General features: G+C 34.2%; 19 protein-coding genes. All 19 read left to right on the forward strand.

The annotated features are described in order from the left end of the window. Positions 1-37 precede the first annotated feature (37 nt). The 19 genes from ACERII_RS12855 (at position 38) to ACERII_RS12945 (ending at position 19,304) form a co-directional block, all read left to right on the forward strand. Complete coding sequence (locus tag ACERII_RS12855) at positions 38-1,114, forward strand: glycosyltransferase (protein WP_373642765.1); 1,077 nt, start codon at positions 38-40, stop codon at positions 1,112-1,114. Continuing rightward, a complete protein-coding gene (locus ACERII_RS12860; RefSeq protein WP_373642766.1) occupies positions 1,114-2,262 on the forward strand; it encodes a glycosyltransferase family 4 protein in 1,149 nt (382 codons plus the stop codon). Before ACERII_RS12855 ends, ACERII_RS12860 begins: the two co-directional genes overlap by 1 nt. Position 2,263: 1 nt before the next feature. After that, entirely contained in the window at positions 2,264-2,842 is a 579-nt protein-coding gene (locus ACERII_RS12865) for a glycosyltransferase (protein ID WP_373642767.1), read from the forward strand. Then, complete coding sequence (locus tag ACERII_RS12870; RefSeq protein WP_373642768.1) at positions 2,829-3,392, forward strand: glycosyltransferase; 564 nt, start codon at positions 2,829-2,831, stop codon at positions 3,390-3,392. Before ACERII_RS12865 ends, ACERII_RS12870 begins: the two co-directional genes overlap by 14 nt. 27 nt (positions 3,393-3,419) lie before the next feature. Beyond that, positions 3,420-4,565 carry a glycosyltransferase family 4 protein gene (locus ACERII_RS12875; RefSeq protein WP_373642769.1) on the forward strand — a complete coding sequence of 382 codons (1,146 nt, stop codon included), beginning with the start codon at positions 3,420-3,422 and terminating at the stop codon, positions 4,563-4,565. 59 nt (positions 4,566-4,624) lie between these two features. Further along, positions 4,625-5,500: a glycosyltransferase family 2 protein gene (locus ACERII_RS12880; RefSeq protein ID WP_373642770.1), complete on the forward strand. Its 876-nt coding sequence runs from the start codon at positions 4,625-4,627 to the stop codon at positions 5,498-5,500. Positions 5,501-5,534: 34 nt separating this feature from the next. Then, on the forward strand, positions 5,535-6,515 hold the full coding sequence (locus tag ACERII_RS12885; protein ID WP_373642807.1) for a glycosyltransferase: 981 nt from the start codon (positions 5,535-5,537) through the stop codon (positions 6,513-6,515). Between the two features lie 32 nt (positions 6,516-6,547). After that, positions 6,548-7,684: a polysaccharide pyruvyl transferase family protein gene (locus tag ACERII_RS12890; RefSeq protein WP_373642771.1), complete on the forward strand. Its 1,137-nt coding sequence runs from the start codon at positions 6,548-6,550 to the stop codon at positions 7,682-7,684. Between the two features lie 42 nt (positions 7,685-7,726). Beyond that, positions 7,727-9,211, forward strand: coding sequence for an oligosaccharide flippase family protein (locus ACERII_RS12895; protein WP_373642772.1), 1,485 nt, complete (start codon positions 7,727-7,729; stop codon positions 9,209-9,211). A 45-nt stretch (positions 9,212-9,256) separates the two neighbouring features. Beyond that, positions 9,257-10,459, forward strand: a complete 1,203-nt coding sequence (locus ACERII_RS12900; RefSeq protein WP_373642773.1) for a glycosyltransferase family 4 protein — start codon at positions 9,257-9,259, stop codon at positions 10,457-10,459. Positions 10,460-10,474: 15 nt separating this feature from the next. Then, on the forward strand, positions 10,475-10,771 hold the full coding sequence (locus ACERII_RS12905; RefSeq protein ID WP_373642774.1) for a PqqD family peptide modification chaperone: 297 nt from the start codon (positions 10,475-10,477) through the stop codon (positions 10,769-10,771). Between the two features lie 24 nt (positions 10,772-10,795). Then, positions 10,796-11,950 carry a nucleotidyltransferase domain-containing protein gene (locus tag ACERII_RS12910; protein WP_373642775.1) on the forward strand — a complete coding sequence of 385 codons (1,155 nt, stop codon included), beginning with the start codon at positions 10,796-10,798 and terminating at the stop codon, positions 11,948-11,950. 139 nt (positions 11,951-12,089) lie between these two features. After that, positions 12,090-12,566 carry a lasso peptide biosynthesis B2 protein gene (locus tag ACERII_RS12915; RefSeq protein WP_373642776.1) on the forward strand — a complete coding sequence of 159 codons (477 nt, stop codon included), beginning with the start codon at positions 12,090-12,092 and terminating at the stop codon, positions 12,564-12,566. 18 nt (positions 12,567-12,584) lie between these two features. Further along, on the forward strand, positions 12,585-14,528 hold the full coding sequence (locus ACERII_RS12920) for an asparagine synthase-related protein (RefSeq protein ID WP_373642777.1): 1,944 nt from the start codon (positions 12,585-12,587) through the stop codon (positions 14,526-14,528). A 4-nt stretch (positions 14,529-14,532) separates the two neighbouring features. After that, complete coding sequence (locus tag ACERII_RS12925) at positions 14,533-14,667, forward strand: paeninodin family lasso peptide (protein WP_373642778.1); 135 nt, start codon at positions 14,533-14,535, stop codon at positions 14,665-14,667. Positions 14,668-14,779: 112 nt separating this feature from the next. Further along, positions 14,780-15,742 (forward strand): aldolase, encoded by a 963-nt coding sequence (locus ACERII_RS12930; RefSeq protein ID WP_373642779.1) that lies wholly within the window; start codon positions 14,780-14,782, stop codon positions 15,740-15,742. Further along, positions 15,742-16,035, forward strand: a complete 294-nt coding sequence (locus tag ACERII_RS12935) for a lasso peptide biosynthesis PqqD family chaperone (protein WP_373642780.1) — start codon at positions 15,742-15,744, stop codon at positions 16,033-16,035. Before ACERII_RS12930 ends, ACERII_RS12935 begins: the two co-directional genes overlap by 1 nt. Before the next feature lie 33 nt (positions 16,036-16,068). Then, positions 16,069-17,853 (forward strand): ABC transporter ATP-binding protein, encoded by a 1,785-nt coding sequence (locus ACERII_RS12940; RefSeq protein ID WP_373642781.1) that lies wholly within the window; start codon positions 16,069-16,071, stop codon positions 17,851-17,853. A gap of 53 nt (positions 17,854-17,906) precedes the next feature. Continuing rightward, positions 17,907-19,304: a sugar phosphate nucleotidyltransferase gene (locus ACERII_RS12945; protein ID WP_373642782.1), complete on the forward strand. Its 1,398-nt coding sequence runs from the start codon at positions 17,907-17,909 to the stop codon at positions 19,302-19,304. The last annotated feature ends 49 nt before the right edge of the window (positions 19,305-19,353 follow it).

Here is a 19,353-nt window from a genome sequence, read left to right on the forward strand (position 1 = left end):
TTCTGCAGTTGGAAATTTAGGTGGTGGTGCGGAATCCATGTTATTTGAGCTTGTAAAAGTAATGAGAGATAAAAAGGGTCTAGTTGTCCTGTTTATGAAGAACGGTGATTTAAAGGAAGCAATAGATAATCTAGGAGTGGAAACAATATTACTAGAAAGCCCTAAAATGAGAAATGCTCCAGCAGTAATAAAGTGGATGATTTCATATTCTAAATTATTGACACAAGTTAATCCTAACATTGTATTAAATTGGATGCCAAAGGCACATAAATTCACTGCCATACCTAATTATGTTAGTAAAAAACCTACTTGTTGGTGGCAACATGGAGTACCAGAACCAGCTCATTTCTTTGATAAGCTAACAACAATTCTACCAGCTGAAACTATAGGAGCCTCATCAACGGTGGCAAAAATTGCTCAGCTAAAGTTAACAAATAAGCACGTATTTTGTGTGTATCCTGGATCAGATATAAGGAAGCATTCACCTAGTGTAGAGAAGAGAGTAAAAATAAGGAAAGAGCTTGGTATTTCAGATGATACTATTCTAATAGGGAATGTAGGAAGGATTCAAAGTTGGAAAAAACAAGATAAGTTAATTGAAGCACTTGAGATTCTCGTGAAACAACAGATTAAGGTAAAGCTCCTACTAGTAGGAGGAAATTTATATAATCTGGATGATGAGTATGAAAATAAAATACATAGATTAATCGCAGATAAAAAACTAGAGGATTATGTGATTTCTACAGGCAATCAGAAAGATGTAACAGCATATTATGATGCAATGGATTTATATGTTCATACTGCAAGTGGAGAACCTTTTGGTATTGTCATGGTAGAAGCTATGTTACATGAAAAACCTGTGATTGCTGTTAAATCACCAGGTTCAGTTGAGATTGTAGAACATGGTAAAACAGGTTTATTATTAGACTCAGATAATCCACTATTAATTGTATCGGCAGTAAAAAGATTTCTGACGGGGAATATTAAGGTGAATGGAAAACTTGGAAGAGAAAGAGCGATCACATTGTTTTCTAATACTAATATGGGTCTATCTATAATCGGAGAATTGGAAAAGATAGGAGATACAAAACAAACGAAAGAGGTTGTGGTCTAGTGACAAAACGTTTATTTATCTCACTGGATTTTCCACCAGAAAACGGTGGTATTCAAAATTATGTTTATGGGCTAGTTTCAAATCTAAATTCTTTAGATACTTTTGTTTTAACTTCTAATCGTATTGGCGAGGAAAAATTTAGAGATTTCGATGCGAAACAAACTTTTAAAACGTACCGAATAGGAATGACTAATAAAGTGTCGTTTATAAAACAAATACTACAAGCAGTAGTATTATTTTTTTACGTTGTTTCTCTTATAAGAAAGCATAAGATAGAAGAAATTCATTTTGGAAATGTGATGCCCATTGGAATTATTGGACCTATTATTAAAAGACTATTAAGAATACGCTATTATCCATATATTCATGGCTTCGATTTTCTAGAATCCAAAAACAACGCTCTTAAATATAAACTAGTTCAGTTTTGCTTGAGGCATGCAAATAAAATTATATGTAACAGTAATTATACGAAAAATAAGCTAATGGAATCAGATCTAGAAGAGAGAAACATTACGGTTATACATCCAGGTATTCATAAAAAGAAAGCTGCTACTATAAATGCACAATCACTTATATCGAAATTTATGTTAGAGGATAGGAAGGTCATTATTACGGTTGGAAGACTCGTAAAGAGGAAAGGACATGACTTAGTGATTAAGTCGTTAAGAGAAATTATAAAAATAACACCAAATGTAAAGTATGTTATTTGTGGAGATGGTCCTGAAGAAGAAAATCTAAAACTCTTAGTAAAGGATTTAGATCTAGAAGACTATGTTGTTTTTACTGGAAGTATTTCACGAGAGGATTTAGAAACTATTTATTCTATCGCGGATTTATTTATCATGCTAAATAGAGAATTAACAGAAACAGGAGATGTTGAAGGATATGGAATTGTCTTCTTAGAGGCTGGAATGTATAAACTACCAGTCATAGGTGGAAACAATGGTGGAGTGCCAGACGCAGTCCTCCATGGAAAAACTGGATATTTAATAGATCCTTCAAGCCAAGAAGAAATTGTGCAAACAGTCTCTTCTTTTTTTATGGACCAAGACTTAGCAAAGCAATTTGGTAACAATGGGTACCGATGGGTGACTGAAAATTGTCTATGGAACCATCGGGTTACATTAGTAGAATCATTGGAGGGATAGTATGAAAAAAAAGCATAAAATTGATGTTCTTTTTTTGAATCACACTGCAACGATTGGTGGAGCAGAGAAAAGCTTTTTAGACATACTCACTTATATAAATAAAGAGAAATTCCGCCCTTTATTTGTTTGTTTTGAGGAAGGCCCTCTAGTAGAGAAAGCGAAGAAAATAAGCGGTGTTCAAGTGAAGGTAATTCCATTTCCTGAAAAGGTATTGAAATACAATAGAGATAAAAAAGGGTTATCTCAATTAGTATCTCCTTTGTACCTTTTATGGCCAATGTTGAAACTACTACTCTTTACTATGAGAAGCAATGCAGACGTTGTCTATACAAATTCAATGAAAGCTCATTTTGTAGGATTACTCGTCGGTAAATTGTCTTTCAAAAAAGTCATATGGCATGTAAGGGATATATTAGATGATGGCTTGAATAAAAAATTGTTTGTAGCACTATCACATAGAGTAGATCAGATTATTTGTATATCTAAAGCTGTTTCTAAACAATTCACTTCTGAAAAAGTAGAGGTTGTTTATAATGGAATGTTGCCAATTGAGGAGATACAAGCATATGAAGGAGCATAAAATAGCCATTATCGGACAAATTGCAAAGTGGAAAGGGCAGGATGTTTTCATTAAGGCTGCGAAATTACTTCACCCTAAACATCCAGAACTCAAGTTTCTCATTGTTGGCGACGTGCTTTTTGACAAAAAAGAAGAGCTTGAATATAAAAAACATCTTATTCAAATGGCTGAAGGGTGTCACTATATTGAGTTTCTAGGTTACCAAGATAATATTCCAAGCTTTATACAAACAATAGATATTCTTGTTCATGCATCAATAAGAGAAGAGCCTTTTGGGCGCGTGATTATTGAAGGGATGGCGGCGAAGAAGCCCGTTATCGCCTCTGCTCTTGGAGGGCCGCTGGAGATTATTGAGGATGGAGTTTCGGGATTACTATATGGAGCAGGAAGCGATGTTGAACTAGCGATTCAAATAGAAAAGATCATAAGTAATGAAGAATTGTATAATAATATTTCTAAACAAGGCTATTATAGTTTCCAAGTTAACTTTAATCTTAGAAAAACGATCTCTCTAGTAGAAAGTTGCCTTGATAGATTATTAGTAAAATAGCTACATATTGAATTAGGAGGGAAGTTAGTGAGAATAGCATTAATATCGAGTGCAGAACACAATCCTAACACTGGTGTGTCAGGAACAAGGCTTGCATTTCAAAAGGCACTTCAAGATTTAGGAGTTGAAGTTGACACATATTTCATGGATGATTTGAAAAGTTTTTCTGGTGGTTTATTAGACAGAATTATTTTTCCTTTCAAAGTTGCGTTGAGAATAAAAAAATGGAGAGAGTATGATCTGATAGATGTTGCTTCGGGTGACGGTTGGGCTCTTACATATATGAGGAACCGTCCGACTATTGTATTTAGTAGTCATGGATTAGAACATCTTGCGCATGAGGAAATATTAAAAGAATCTAAAGAAGGAAATATTAACTTAAGCTGGAAATATCCAATTTATTGGGGAGGATATAGATTATGGGAAGTATCAAAAGCAATAAAAAAATCAGAGTTTTCTATCGTCCTAAATAAAAACGATAAGGATTATGTGGTTAGCCAGTTTGGAGTTGCAGAAGAAAAAGTAAATATTGTTCAAAATGGAGTGCCGGAATATTTCTTAAATCAAGAGTTCAACAAAGAAAAGCTAGATAGAAAGATTATAAGGATAGCACAAGTTGGAAGTTATATACAAAGAAAAGGGATTGATTATAGTTCTGAAGTATTAAATAAGATATTAACAAAATATTCAAATGTTGAAGTAACATTTTTCGGAACGGGGTGCAGTAAAGAAAGAGTATTAAAAGATTACGATCCACAATTAACCGATAGAATCAGTATCGTAGAAAAATATGATCATAGAGAATTACCAAAGTATCTAGAGAATTTTCATATTAATTTATTCCCTTCATTATCCGAAGGTTTTGGTAAGACTTTAATAGAATGTATGGCATGTGGGTTAGCGCCAATAACCTTTGAGACACCAGGTCCACTTGATATAGTTACAGATGGATATGATGGAATAATAGTACCAAAAAGAAATACAAAATTATTACAGGAGAGTTTAGAAGAATTAATTACAAATCATGAACTGTTAAATAAGATTCAATATAATGCGTATTTAACAGCAAATAGATATAGTTGGGAAACGGCAGCTAAAACTAGGTTAGATGTGTACAAAAAAGCATTATATACAAATAGTCAAACACATAAGACTTATACAATTAAAAATTAGTAAATAGATGGAATACGACCTACACATAAATATAATCGTGTAAAGAGGGGATTAGGTGAGTGGTGAAAATAAGCATTGGAATTATAACTTACAATCGACCTGATAACTTAGAGAAATGCATTTTAAGTATAGAAAAAAGCATTAATTTTGCAATGAAAAAGGGTCATGAAGTCATGATCTCAGACTTGATAGTGTCAGATGATGGAAATAGAAAAGGTAGTATTATACAAACTTTTTATAAATTCAATTGGAAGAAGATTAAAGGTCCGCAAAAAGGAATAGGTGCTAATAGAAATAATGTAATAAGGAATGTTAGTGGTGACTGGTGCTTAATGGTTGATGATGATATAGAGTTATCAGAAGAGTATATATACCATTCTCTTACTTCCTTAAATAAAGCTGAAAAAAAAACAATTTTAACAGGAGTAAAATATGAGGATAGTAGAGAGAAGATACCTACGCAATCCAACTTTTGGGGGTATAGGAAAGATAAGATTAATAGCGTGAAGACAGTAAAAGGTTTTTTGGATCAAGCAAGTTGGATACCAATAACTGCAGCAAGTACTTGTAGTTTTGATGAATCAGTTAATTACGGTCCCTCTGAAATGGATTTTGCCTATCAATTACTTTTTAATGGTTATAAGATAGAATTTGATCCTTCACTAATTATTTTTGATAATGGTGCCGGTAATACAAGTGTTCCTAAAAAACAACTAGATATTGAAGCATCTAGGATATATTACATGTTAAGGAGATACAGGTATTGGGAAAAATCAACAATAATGTTTTGTGTATTTATTGTTTTAGAGCCACTAAGGTTAACGATTGCGTTAGTTAGAAGGAAGAAGATTGAGGGATTATTTTTATCAATAAAAAGTTATGCTAAAGGCATGTCTTTTTTTTTAACTACTAGAAACTCTAAAACTAATACATAGGGAGGAGATCAAAATAGAGGGTAAGATAAGTGTCATAGTTCCTATCTATTGTGTAGAAAAATACTTGAGAAAGTGTGTCGATAGTGTTATTAATCAAACATACTCAAATTTAGAAATTATCTTAGTTGATGATGGTTCTCCAGATAACTGTGGAAGTATTTGTGACGAATATGCGATGATTGATAAAAGAATTAAAGTTATACATAAAGAAAACGGAGGATTATCAGATGCTAGAAACGCAGGATTAGATGTTGCTACAGGAGAGTATATTAGTTTTATAGATTCTGATGATTATATTCACCCTGAGTTCTATGAAGTATTATTAAATTTAATTGTTAATAATAATGCAGACATTGCACAATGTGGATATACCGAAGTGTATGAGAAAAGCGATTCTACATTATCTATAGAAAAAAAAGCAATAGTCTATCCTAAAATAGTAGTACACAATGATAAAAATGATATTCTAACAAATCTTTATGAGCCTGAGCTTGAAGTTGCAATATGGAATGTATGGAACAAATTGTTTAAGGTAGAGATATTAAAAAATATTCGTTTTCCAATGAACAGGTTACATGAAGATGTGTTTACAACGTATAAAATATTTTTCAATGCAAACAAAGTAGTGACAACTGAGAAAAAAATGTATTTTTACTTACAAAGGCCCAATAGTATCATGAGGAAAGAATTTAGTTTTCGTCGATTAGATCTTTTAGATGCTTACTATGATCAAGTACTTTTCTATGAGAGTCAGAGTTTACTAAAATTAAAAGAGAAGGCAATTAATATACTGGAAACAAGTATAGTCACTTCTATTATTAGAGTTATTCATTCGAATGCTCGAGACAAAAATGACTTGTTAGACTATTTAGTAAGTTATTATAAAAACCATATGGCTTTGTTTAGTAGTTTAAGAAGTAGTAAAAAGAGAAATATAACTAGGTTATTCTTCGAATATAGTCCTAAATTTGGAATTAAATTTACTTATAAATTAAAAGAGATGGTAAAAAGATAATCTGAGTGTATTTATGAAGATAGGAGTTTATTATGAATTTACAAAAAGTAAAAAACAATATCCAATATCAGAAGAGAAGATTTAATAGAATAATGTTAAAAGTTATTAGCCCAATTGAATTCATTAAGTTATATTTTAAAATTAGAAAAAAAGATCAATCTCGAATATTTATTATTGGTACACCTCTCCATGGCAATTTAGGTGATCATGCTATTGCATACGCCGAAAAGACTATTTTAGAAGGTCACTTGGGGAACTTTGAAGTAATTGATATACAATTCAACGAGGTTAATCAATCTATTAACCTACTTAAAAGATTTATTACTGAAAAAGACATAATAGTATTAAACGGTGGGGGAAATTTTGGTATTGAGTATTTTGAAGAAGAAGAACTTCGTCGTAAGTTCATCTTGAGTTTTCCAGAACAAAAAATCGTAGTCTTCCCTCAAACTATATACTTTGGTAATTCAGAAAGAGCTCAAAAAGAATTAATAAAAACTAAAACTATTTACAATGCACATCAGAATCTGGTATTAATTGCAAGAGAAGAGAAATCATTCCTATTTATGGAAAGAGAATTCAACTATAATAGAGTCTTATTAACTCCAGATATTGTATTATACTTAAATGAGAGTGAATCTAAACAAAATAGAAATGGAATTATTTTTTGTTTTCGAAAAGATGTAGAAGGTATTTTAGATTCTAATTATAAGGAGCAACTTATTAAAGATATCTCATTATTAAATAATAAGATAATTATAACTGATACTGTTGTAAATAAACTAATTGCAAAATCGAAAAGGGAAATAGAGGTTAAAAAAATTTGGAGCCAATTTAGAAATTCTCAATTAGTTATAACTGATAGATTACATGGAATGGTATTTGCAGCAATAACAGGTACACCCTGCATTGTATTTAATAACTATAACCATAAAGTAAAGGGAACTTATGAATGGATTAAGCATTTACCATATATAAGATTTGTGGAAAATAAGGATAACATTATGGGGCATGTTAATGAATTGTTGAAATTAGATCAAAGTATTTTGGAATATGATAATACATTTGCAATGAAATATTATAAAGAGATTATCGAGATTATTGATTCAGCTAAAATAAATGAAGAGGATTCCATGGGCGGAGATAAAATAGTAGAAAGAGTGAACTAGAAATGAGGTAGCGACTTGGGTAAGCAAATCAAAATCGGTGTGATGTTAACTTATCTAAGTACTTTTATTAATTTAATAACGGGGATAATAATTACACCAATTACGTTAAGGTTGTTTGGGCAGGCTGAGTATGGGTTATATTCATTAGCAATGTCCATAATGGGAATGTTATTTCTCTTTGATTTTGGTTTTTCTAATGCAATTGTAAAATATGTAACACAATTTAAAGAGCAGAACAAAGAAAAAGAACAACATAATATAAACGCTATGTTTTTGATTCTATACTCCATTATAGGAATAATTGCATTTCTTTGTGGACTTATGGTATCAATTGGTGCTGATTTCATTTTTTCTAACGGTCTTACTCCTGATGAATTATCGAGGTTTAAGATTATGCTTCTAATTGTGTCTATTAATATTGGAATATCATTTCCACTGAAATTATTCAGTGGTATAATTATTGCTCATGAAAAATTTATATTTTCTAAGTTTTTAACAGTTATTAGAACTATACTGAACCCACTAACAACTGTATTGGTACTAACTCTTGGCTATTCATCAATAGACTTACTAATAATTATTTCGATCTTAAACTTTCTATTATCACTTGTTGATATCTTCTTTTGTTTTATGAAATTGAAAATGAAAATTAAATTGTATAAATTTGATTTTACTTTATTAAAGGAAATTTCCTCATATTCCATCTGGATATTTGTGGCAAGCCTTGTAGACATGATTTATAGTAGAACTGATTTATTTATTTTGGGAGCTTTGGTGAATTCTGGTGCAGTAGCGGTTTATAATGTTGCTGAGGTCATTAATAGTATTTTTACAAAACTAACTATGGTATTAAGTGGCTTCTTTCTACCTAAGCTTGTAAGAATGGTGTCAAGCAATGTATCTAATTATGAAATTACGAATATTTTTATTAAAGTATCTCGAATTCAATTTATGCTAGCTGCATTAGTTGTTACTGGATTTGCATTAGTGGGCTATGAATTTATGTTAATCTGGGCTGGGAATGATTACGGTATGGCTTATTGGGTAGCTTTATTAGTAATTTTATCTAGGTTTATTCCCGTTATCCAGGTGTTAGCAACATCAATTTTACAAGCTAAGAATCTACATGCATTTCAGTCAAAACTATATTTAATTGTCGCTATTCTTAACCTTATAATTAGTATCCCCCTTGCAATTATGTATGGGGTTATTGGTGTAGCTATTGGTACTGTAATAGGAAAAACAATAAATACAATAATCATGAATATATATTTCACTAGAGTAGGGTTAGATATGAGAAGATATTATATAGAATTATCTAAACTATTCATTCCTATGACTTTTATAATTATTCTAGGTATAATTTTGAAAACAATTTACGAGATTACTTCTATAGTAGATATTGTTTTGTTTGCTTTCGTCCTTACTACAGCATATGGTATGTTTTTATTCAGATTTTTCATGAATGATTTTGAAAGAAATATTGTTTTAAAACCTATGAAAAAAGTTTTGAAACAAGCTAGTTAAAATAATCACCAGTGAAGTAGAATAAAGAAATAGGGAGGTATCCAAATGAAAACCGCCATCATCCACGACTGGCTAGTCGTTTACAACGGCGCTGAAAAGGTATTAGAGGAAATACTGAAGATATTCCCGGATGCGGATTTGTTTAGTACGGTAGAGTACTTAGACAAAGGGCAGCGGGATTTTATTATGAATAAAGAAGTGAAAACGACTTTCATTCAGAAGCTTCCTTTTTCTAAATCAAAGTATCGAAACTATTTGCCATTAATGCCAATTGCAATAGAGCAACTCGATTTATCCAAGTACGATTTAATTATTTCCAGTTCCTATGCAGTGGCAAAGGGCGTGATTACTGGACCAGATCAGCTCCATATTTCTTACGTTCATTCCCCAATACGATATGCATGGGATCTGCAGCATCAGTATTTGAAGGAAAGCAAGATGGATAAGGGAATAAAAGGAATTATAACGAGATATATTCTACACAAGGTTCGTAATTGGGATTACCGAACGGCCAATGGTGTAGATTTTTTTATTTCTAATTCAAACTTTATTGCACGCAGAATCTGGAAGGTGTATCACAGAGAAGCAACAACGATTTATCCTCCAGTGGATGTATCTGCTTTTTCCTTCCAAGAAGAAAAAGAGGACTTTTATATGACAGCTTCTAGGATGGTACCTTACAAGAAAATCGATACCATTGTAGAAGCTTTTTCTATGATGCCATCCAAAAAGCTTGTTGTGATTGGTGATGGACCAGACTTTAGGAAGATAAAAGCAAAGGCAGGACCAAATGTAACAATGTTAGGTTATCAGTCCTTTGATGTATTAAAGAGTCATATGCAGCGAGCCAAAGGATTCATTTTTGCAGCAGAGGAGGATTTTGGAATTACTCCACTAGAAGCACAAGCCTGTGGAACACCAGTGATAGCCTATGGTAAGGGTGGTTCATTAGAAACGGTGAAAGGATACAAAGAAACGACGAATCCCACTGGATTATTTTTTAACGAGCAAACACCGGAAGCTATTAAGGAAGCCGTTGAGAAGTTTGAAGACATGTATATTAACCCATTAAACTGTAGGGAACATGCAGAGAAATTCTCCCCAGAACGATTTAAGAAGGAGATAAAACAGTTTGTTGAAAGTAAAATCTCCATGAGAAGTAATGAATTAAGAGATGACAAACTCGTTACATCAGTCAATACGTTTTCTATAACAAATGTGCATTGGGAGAAGCGACATGTTATTTAGAAAGGATGATATAAATTGATCTTGAATTCAACGATATACCAATCTCACTTTAGTCAATCTCAAGAAGTCATTATGAAACTTGTCGAGGGTAAAAAAGTACTAGTTAACCTAAGAACTGGAAAGTACTATGATTTCGGAGAATTAGGTATGGTGATTTGGGATATGTTAGCTCAATCCGTTACGATGGATCATATTGTATATTCTTTATCTAGTGAATATGAAGTAAGCATTCATGAATGTAAAAAAAATGTAGAGTTATTTTTACAAGAATTGTTATCGGAAGGATTGGTCTTAGAAACAAATGATTATTAGTTCCTGTTAAAGGAGATTATGCATATGGATGTGAAATCTGATCTTACTAACACTTCAAAAGAATTTCGCTTGATGTTAGACCTTTTAAACTTGGAAAAAGGATCACCGGAATTATTCAATAATGAATCGTTTCTATCTTCCATTGACTGGGAAGCTTTTCTAAAATTATCACATGATCATCGGGTCTTTCCGTTACTTCATGTGGCGATACAAAAACAAAAGAACATCTCCCTTCCCACAGATGTTGTAAAAGCTCTACGTGATTCTTACGTAAAAAATACGATGAGGATGATGGAACTGACGGCTGAAGTAGAGCGGGTTTGCAAGGTTTTTCAGCAGATGAATATACAGGCACTTTTATTAAAAGGCCCAGCTCTCGCTTACCAACTATATAGAAATTTATCATCTAGAACCTCTATGGATCTAGATTTTTTAATTTCTATCGAAAACCTCGACAAGGTAACAATGATTCTTCAGGATTTAGGATATGAGATTGCCTACGAATCTCCGAGGGTACTTAAGGATTGGCGAGTGAATAATCATCATACTGAGTTCTATCATAAAGAAAAGAAGATAGAAATAGAGCTACACTGGAAACTACACTCTGGACCAAGTCACGAACCAACATTTGAAGAGATGTGGCGAGAAAAAGTTCTGATACCTATTACCTCCACTCCGATGTATACACTTGGAAATGAGCATATGTTATACCACTTAGTTACGCATGGAGCTAAGCATGGGTGGTTTCGACTTCGCTGGTTGACGGACATAGAGCAGCTTCTTTGCACACAGAACTTTGATTTAACTAAAACTATTGCAAAATATCACTATCAACACGTATTTGGTCAAACAATTCTTTTGCTTCAACTCTTATTACATATACCAATAGATTCAACTCAAAAAATTAGTCGCAAATCTCAATTACTAGCAGAAAATGCATTTCAATATATACGATATCAGATAGATATAGACCATCCACCTCAAAAATGGAAGAAAGATTGTAAGAGATACAGATACAATATAAAAACAAGCTCAGAAAAAAGAAACTATCTAATACGAAAGTTTTACGCAAATTCATGGGATGCTAAAATTCTACCTTTACCAAAGTTATTACACTTTCTCTATGTTCCTTTAAGACCATTTATTTGGCTATGGAGAATGACAAGAAAACCTAGTTAAAACTGAAAAGATATTTGCTAGTTTTTCAAAAAAATAGGTCATTAGACTACTGTAATGGTAATAGTGAAAAGATATAATAGTCCTTATAAACCATTATTATACATTAATGGTAAAAATAGAAAGTGAAAAGAGGGGGATTATGGGTAAAAAGTTACGGAACTTTCTATCCTTACCATTTTGGATCAAGAGATTGTATTTTGAAGCATACTGGAGTCTTGCTCATGCTCGTGTGATCAAATCTTTCCCATTTACTAGGGTGGTCCACAAGTTAAAGCTACAAAACTATGAGACCTCCTTTGATAAAAAGGAGGATCCTGCTATAAAAGCCATTGCAAAGGCGATCGATGTCATGCAGAAATATACCTTTTGGGAAAGTGCCTGTTTGGTTCAGGCTATTGCTGCTATGAAGATGCTCGAGCGTAGAAACATAGACAGTACTTTATATCTAGGAACATCAAAAGACAAAGAGGGGTTAATGATTGCTCATGCATGGTTAAGGAGCGGGAGTATGTACGTTACTGGGGGAGCTAACTGTGCTAACTTTACGGTTGTTAGCACGTTTGGGAAATTTGTAGAAATACATAGATATGAAGAAGGAGCTAACGTGAAAAGTTAAGAGAAAGGGGGGATATTAGTGAGTGCCATTGCTGGTATTTATAAAACACAGAACGAACCAATAACAGATCAACAGGTGGAAAGCATGATGCAAGAGTTAAGTAAGTTTCCAGCTGATGATAGGTCCGTTTTCAAAAAAAACCATGTATTCTTAGGCTGTCTTGCGCAATGGATTACCCCTGAATCGGTTGGGGAGGTACTTCCTTTTTATGATCAGGAAAGAAAGCTAAGTATCACTGCGGATGCCATTATTGACAACCGTGATGAATTACTAAATATATTACATATTTGTAAAGCTAGTAGGAGCTCTATTCCAGACAGTCAATTGATCTTATTAGCTTATTGTAAATGGGGGGAAGAAACTCCTAAATTTTTACTAGGTGATTTCTCTTTTATAATTTGGGATGAAAATGAGGAGAAACTATTTGGAGCACGAGACTTTTCTGGAAGCAGATCTCTTTATTTTTTCAACAAAAATAATGAATTTGCCTTCTGCTCCACCATTGCTCCGTTATTATCACTTCCTGGTGTTAAGAAAAAAATGAATGAAGATTGGTTAGCAGAATACTTAGCAATTACTTCTGTTGTGAATACAGTGAGTTCAACCATTACACCGTATGAAAATATACATGAAATTCCGCCATCACATAGTATAACGGTTCATCAAGGGAGCATTCGATTACATCGCTATTGCAAATTATCTTACGGCTCACCTATCCATTATAAGAATGAAGATGATTATATAGAAGCCTTTCAAGAGGTTTTTCAAAAATCAGTAGATGCCCGGTTAAGGACGCATCGAAAGCTGGGGGCTCAATTAAGTGGTGGATTAGATTCGGGAGCTGTCGTTAGCTTTGCGATGAATACGTTACGAACACGAAATAAATCATTACATACATTTAGCTATATTCCACCGAAAGATTTCAAGGATACCATATCTACAAGACAAATTGCCGATGAACGTCCTTATATTTTAGAGACAGTAAAGCATGTTGGTGGATTGAAGGATGAATACCTAGAGTTCGAAGGCAAAGATCCATATTCTATCATGGATGAGTTCATGGGAGTAATGGAAATGCCTTATAAATTCTTTGAAAATTCCTTTTGGATTAAGGGGATGTTTGAAGAAGCAAGTACAAGAGGAATTGGTGTGTTGTTAAATGGAGATCGCGGAAATATGGCGGTTTCCTGGGGAGATAGTTTGCAATATTACAAGAAGCTATTTAAACGAATGCAGTGGATTAAGTTGCTGAGTGAATTAAAGAACTACTCGCATCATGTTGGGGGCTCACACTACAAACGATTCTCCTTTGTAGCAAAAAAAGCGATGCCGATTACTAAAGAAAAAATACGTCCAAATGAATTTGCTATCCCTTCCCTTATACATCCAGCATTCGCAGCTCGCTCCCATGTATACGAGACATTGGAGAGTTTCGGAATAGATGAATCAGGCTGGTATCAAGAGTATCAAGGACTAGATATGAGAGTAAAGCATTTTGAAGATCTGTTTCACTGGAATACGACCAACACAGTAACAACGAAGTTCTCTCTAAAACATAACGTTTGCAAGCGTGATCCTACAAATGACTTGAGAGTGATTCAGTTTTGTCTCTCCTTACCTGAAGAGCAGTTTGTTCAAGGCGGCTATGATCGAGCACTAATTCGAAGAGCGACAAAGAATTATTTGCCAGATAAGGTGCGTTTAAATCAACATGTTCGAGGAGTACAGGGAACAGATTGGTTTCACAGAATAACACCTTTCTGGAAAAAAGCTTTAAAAGAGGTGCAGGGTCTTCTAAAGGACGATGGGATCATGGAATATATTGATAGTGCTGCTGTTTTGCGTGCATTCGATAACGCGAAAGAACAGAAAAGCTCCAATAAAAGTTTAGATCCCAATTATCGTTTCTTAATGAGATTTTTAATAGTAGGAAGATTTATGAAAACATTGGAGAGGGGGTGAGACAATGAAGAATGAATGGGTAAAGCCAGAATTAGAGGTACTTAGTGTGCAAGAGACAATGGCAAATTCGTTTAACAACACTACGTTGGATAATACGTATCCAGCAGGAACTCCGTTTCCAGAATTAGGTTGGAGCTAAGAAATTTTTATTTTATTTTCAAAGAGAGAGGATGCTGTCTATCATTCTCTCTTTTCTTTTTGTTGAGAATATAGTTCAACTTTGAAAAGGATTGTAGTTAGGGGGGAGTTACTTGCAAAATAATAACATATATTATGCTTTTCGTTTAACGATACATAGCGATTTTATTCTACCAGAGCTAGAAGCGAAGGAAGTAGGTGCTACACAAGTAGACCTCGAGATTCGAAGGAGGAAACTAAGAGAGATACCTTCTACTATTTTACCTACGCAAAGTTATTTTTATATAAAAGAAAATTACTGTTTATTTCAGATTCCCAACATAGCTGCGTTTCTTGTAGAAAATGGTACTAGTATTACTGTATCTCCGATGGTGGAAAACAAAGAAGATGTAATAAGACTGTATTTGCTAGGTACCTGCATGGGAATTTTACTGATTCAACGGGGGATTTTACCTTTGCATGGAAGTGCGGTTGTACTTGATGGGAAGGCTTATGCAATAGTAGGTGATTCCGGTGCAGGGAAATCGACACTTGCGTCCTCGTTTATTGAAAAAGGCTATACATTAATGACGGATGATATCATTCCTGTTGTATTTAATGAAGAAAATGAACCAATAGTAATCCCTACCTATCCACATCAAAAGCTTTGGTTACAAACGCTGGAACAATATGAGAAAGATCACAATGATTTTCAACCCATCGCATATCGAGAAACAAAGTACTCGGTACCTGTATCAGACCAGTTTTGTAAGGAACCAGTTCCACTAGCAGGACTGTTCGAGTTAGAAGCTACTGACACTAGAGAAGTAATCTTCCACTCAATCGAAAAATTAGACATATTTCAGACTTTATTTAAGCATACGTTTCGAAATTTCGTCGTGACAGAATCTGGACTTATGGATTGGCATTTTCAGACATCCATTAAGTTGGCAAGCAAGGTTACACTAACGAAAATAGAACGACCGAAAGACAGATTTACTGCCAATGAAATAAGTAATGAAATCATTCATCAGTTTTCCAAAAGAGAAAGCAATCAAGTAAATGAGAAAATGTTAGTAAATGGGAGGGGTTCGTAATGAATCAACTAATGGATATCACATTAGACAATGTTATTTGTCAGGTGGAAGGAAATATTGTAAGTGATATGAATGGCGAAAAGGTCATGTTTAGTGTGAAGAAAGGCAAGTATTATAACTTAGGAACTACTGGAGGAGAAATCTGGGATTATACAAAAGAAGAGATTTCCATTCAAGAGCTAGTTCATAAACTAGTGGAATTATATGAAGTAGGTCAACAAGAATGTGAAGAACAAACTATATCCTTTATTCAGCATCTAGTAAAAGAAGGATTACTTCAAGTGAAAAAGTAAGTAACAAAAGTGTTGATGAAGGAGGTGAAGAGCATGAAGCATCTATTCTTTTTCCTAAAGGAGATTCATGGTCATACAGGGAGTAAATTATACTATAACATTATGGCGATGATGGGCATTGGCCTTTTAGATGGTATTGGAATCCTATTACTTATTCCAATGATAAGTATGAGTGGCATTGTTTCCATGGATGTACAGGCACTACCATTTACCTCTATTTTTCAAGTGTTTGACGATATCCCAGTATCTTTTGGGTTGTTAATCATTTTATTTATCTACTTGGTCATTGCCGTTGGTCAAAATGTCTTGCAGCGACATATTACTATTCGCAATGCAGAGATCCAACAAGGTTTTTTACGATACTTACAAATATCAACCTATCATTCTTTGTTAAAAGCGAATTGGCCATTCTTCGTGAAAAAAAGAAAGTCCGATTTAATTCATTTATTAACAACCGAAATAGGAAAGACCAATGCAGGTACTCAATCATTTTTGCATTTGTTAGCTTCCTTTGTTTTTACTGTCCTTCAAATAACTCTGGCTATGATATTATCACCAACAATTACTTCTTTTGTTCTTCTATGTGGTCTTATTCTTATCTTTCTTAATCGCAAGTTCCTAAAAATGTCGATGAAATTAGGAACTTGGAATTTACAGTTAGGTCAAAGTTATCTCGCAGGTATAACGGATCAGATGAATGGAATCAAAGATATTAAGAGCAACTCTCTGGAGAATCCGAGGCTTCATTGGTATGAATCCATTACGAAGGAAATGCAGGATCAACATGTTGATTATGCAAAGTTAAAAGCAACTTCTCAGGCTTACTATAAAATGGCCTCGGCACTGTTCATTGCTGCTTTTATCTTTGTAGCAGTTCAGATGTTTGCTGCTCAAGCGGCACAGTTGATGTTAGTAATTGTAATTTTTTCTCGACTGTGGCCGAGAGTTGCGGGTATTCAAAGTTCTTTGGAGCAAGTTGCGAACACGATACCATCTTTACGAGCAGTCCAATCATTACAAAGGGAGACCGAGTTAGCGCGGGAGTTTGATCATGAAATGAAAGCAGATCCTTTCGTTGTTCACGAAGGAATTCAATGTAAAGATGCTTGGTTTCGATATGATAAGGAACAAGAAAAATATGCTTTGCGGAATATAAATGTTTTCATTCCTGCTAATAAAGTAACAGCGATTGTTGGAAAGTCAGGAGCGGGAAAAAGCACCTTCGTTGATTTACTTATGGGGTTAATTGAACCTGAGAAAGGTAGCATTATGGTAGATGGAAAGCACTTAAATGGAGACTGTATACAAGCTTTAAGAAAGACATTGAGCTATGTACCACAGGATCCTTTTCTATTTAATACAACGATTAGGGAGAATTTAGTAATTGTTGCTCCTGAAGCTACCGAAGAAGAGTTATGGGAAGCACTAGACTTTGCTTCTGCTTTATTTGTGAAAGACTTGCATGACGGCTTAGATACCATGATTGGTGATCGAGGAATTAAATTATCTGGTGGCGAGCGTCAGCGTCTCGTTTTAGCAAGGGCAATTCTTCGGAAACCTTCTATTCTCGTTTTGGATGAGGCTACTAGTTCACTTGATACGGAGAATGAGCAAAAAATCCAGCATGCCATTGAACGTTTAAAGGGATGGATGACAATCATCGTTATTGCACATCGATTATCCACTATTCGAGAAGCGGATCAGGTTCTTGTATTAGAGGACGGATTGGTGATTCAACAAGGATCGTACCAACAGCTTTCAACAGATAAAGGTGCATTTAGGCGAATGCTCTCCACACAAGAACTAGTGGGTGGGTGAAGGAAGGTTAGTAAGGACTATTCAAAATCATAAGGAAATGAGGAGGATGTTATATGAAGCTAGTACTTCTATCTGGAGGTTCTGGAAAACGTTTATGGCCACTTTCCAACGACGCAAGGTCAAAGCAATTTTTAAAGATACTTACAAAGGAGAATGGAATAAAAGAATCCATGATCCAACGTGTTTGGAGACAATTAGCAAAGAATAATTTAGACAATGATTCTGTTATTGCAACTAGCAAAAATCAAGTAGATATGATCCATAATCAAATTGGATTGGGAAATCCCATTGTAGTAGAGCCTGAAAGACGAGACACTTTTCCCGCCATTGCTTTGTCTGCTGTATATTTATATTCCGTTGAAGGATATAGCCCTGATGAATTTGTAGGTATACTTCCAGTCGATCCTTACGTAGAGGATCGATTTTTTTCTGTAGTAAAAGAGTTAGAGAACGTGTTGAGTGAGTCGAACGCAGATATAGCACTGATTGGGGTAGCACCTACCTATCCATCTTCTAAATATGGATACATTGTTCCAACATCCTCTGAAAAAGATGATTCTTACTATAAAGTGAATTCCTTTAAGGAAAAACCAGAGGAAGAAGAAGCGGCTGCATTAATAGATAATGGAGCTTTATGGAATTGTGGTGTATTTTCATTTAAATTAAGCTGCATTCTTAATATTCTTGTAGAACAAGGTTTTCCAATACAGTATGACGAGCTAGTAAAGCAATATAATAAGCTTCCACAGAATAGCTTTGATTATGAAGTGGTGGAAAAAGCGAATCATATTGTGGTCTTACCGTATGATGGCTATTGGAAGGATCTCGGTACATGGAATACGTTGACAGAAGAAATGGGAGCTCAGCTAAATGGCAAAGGAATTATTTGTAAGGAATCATCCAATTCCCACATAGTAAATGAACTAGATATTCCCGTAACGTTAATCGGGTTAGATAATGTGATCGTTGCTGCAAGCTCCGATGGAATATTAGTTTCTGATAAGCAGTCAAGTCCTAAAGTGAAAGAATATGTCAACAGCTTTGATGGAAGGCCAATGTATGAAGAGCGAAGATGGGGTTGGTATCGCGTATTAGAGCACACAAAATATAAGGAAGGAAATGAAGTGTTAACAAAGCGAATCGGTGTACATGCGGGGAAAAATCTAAGTTATCAAGTTCATTATAAGCGTAGTGAAGTATGGACGGTGATTAAAGGGGAAGGGATTTTTGTTCTAAATGACACGATTCACCACGTACGAGCAGGGGATGTTCTTCAAGTGCCACTAGCAGCAAAGCATGCATTAAAGGCTACGACAGAATTGGAAATTATTGAAGTGCAAACTGGTAGTGAGTTGATAGAGGAAGATATTTATCGTTTCGCGGTGGATTGGAGCGAAATAGAGATGATTATTATGAGCACAATGATATCTAGTAAAGCTTCTGTAATATAGCTACAAGTGTTGCTACTGATAGAAACAACACAAAATATATTTCTATTAC

The organism is Evansella sp. AB-rgal1 (genome assembly GCF_041820985.1).
Classification (GTDB): domain Bacteria; phylum Bacillota; class Bacilli; order Bacillales; family Salisediminibacteriaceae; genus Evansella.

Coding starts and splice junctions, on each gene's coding strand:
- ACERII_RS12915 (WP_373642776.1), top strand. CDS start 12,090: ATGGGTAAAAAGTTACGGAACTTTCTATCCTTACCATTTTGGATCAAG.
- ACERII_RS12910 (WP_373642775.1), top strand. CDS start 10,796: ATGGATGTGAAATCTGATCTTACTAACACTTCAAAAGAATTTCGCTTG.
- ACERII_RS12895 (WP_373642772.1), top strand. CDS start 7,727: ATGTTAACTTATCTAAGTACTTTTATTAATTTAATAACGGGGATAATA.
- ACERII_RS12925 (WP_373642778.1), top strand. CDS start 14,533: ATGAAGAATGAATGGGTAAAGCCAGAATTAGAGGTACTTAGTGTGCAA.
- ACERII_RS12900 (WP_373642773.1), top strand. CDS start 9,257: ATGAAAACCGCCATCATCCACGACTGGCTAGTCGTTTACAACGGCGCT.
- ACERII_RS12935 (WP_373642780.1), top strand. CDS start 15,742: ATGAATCAACTAATGGATATCACATTAGACAATGTTATTTGTCAGGTG.
- ACERII_RS12855 (WP_373642765.1), top strand. CDS start 38: ATGTTATTTGAGCTTGTAAAAGTAATGAGAGATAAAAAGGGTCTAGTT.
- ACERII_RS12865 (WP_373642767.1), top strand. CDS start 2,264: ATGAAAAAAAAGCATAAAATTGATGTTCTTTTTTTGAATCACACTGCA.
- ACERII_RS12890 (WP_373642771.1), top strand. CDS start 6,548: ATGAATTTACAAAAAGTAAAAAACAATATCCAATATCAGAAGAGAAGA.
- ACERII_RS12940 (WP_373642781.1), top strand. CDS start 16,069: ATGAAGCATCTATTCTTTTTCCTAAAGGAGATTCATGGTCATACAGGG.
- ACERII_RS12870 (WP_373642768.1), top strand. CDS start 2,829: ATGAAGGAGCATAAAATAGCCATTATCGGACAAATTGCAAAGTGGAAA.
- ACERII_RS12945 (WP_373642782.1), top strand. CDS start 17,907: ATGAAGCTAGTACTTCTATCTGGAGGTTCTGGAAAACGTTTATGGCCA.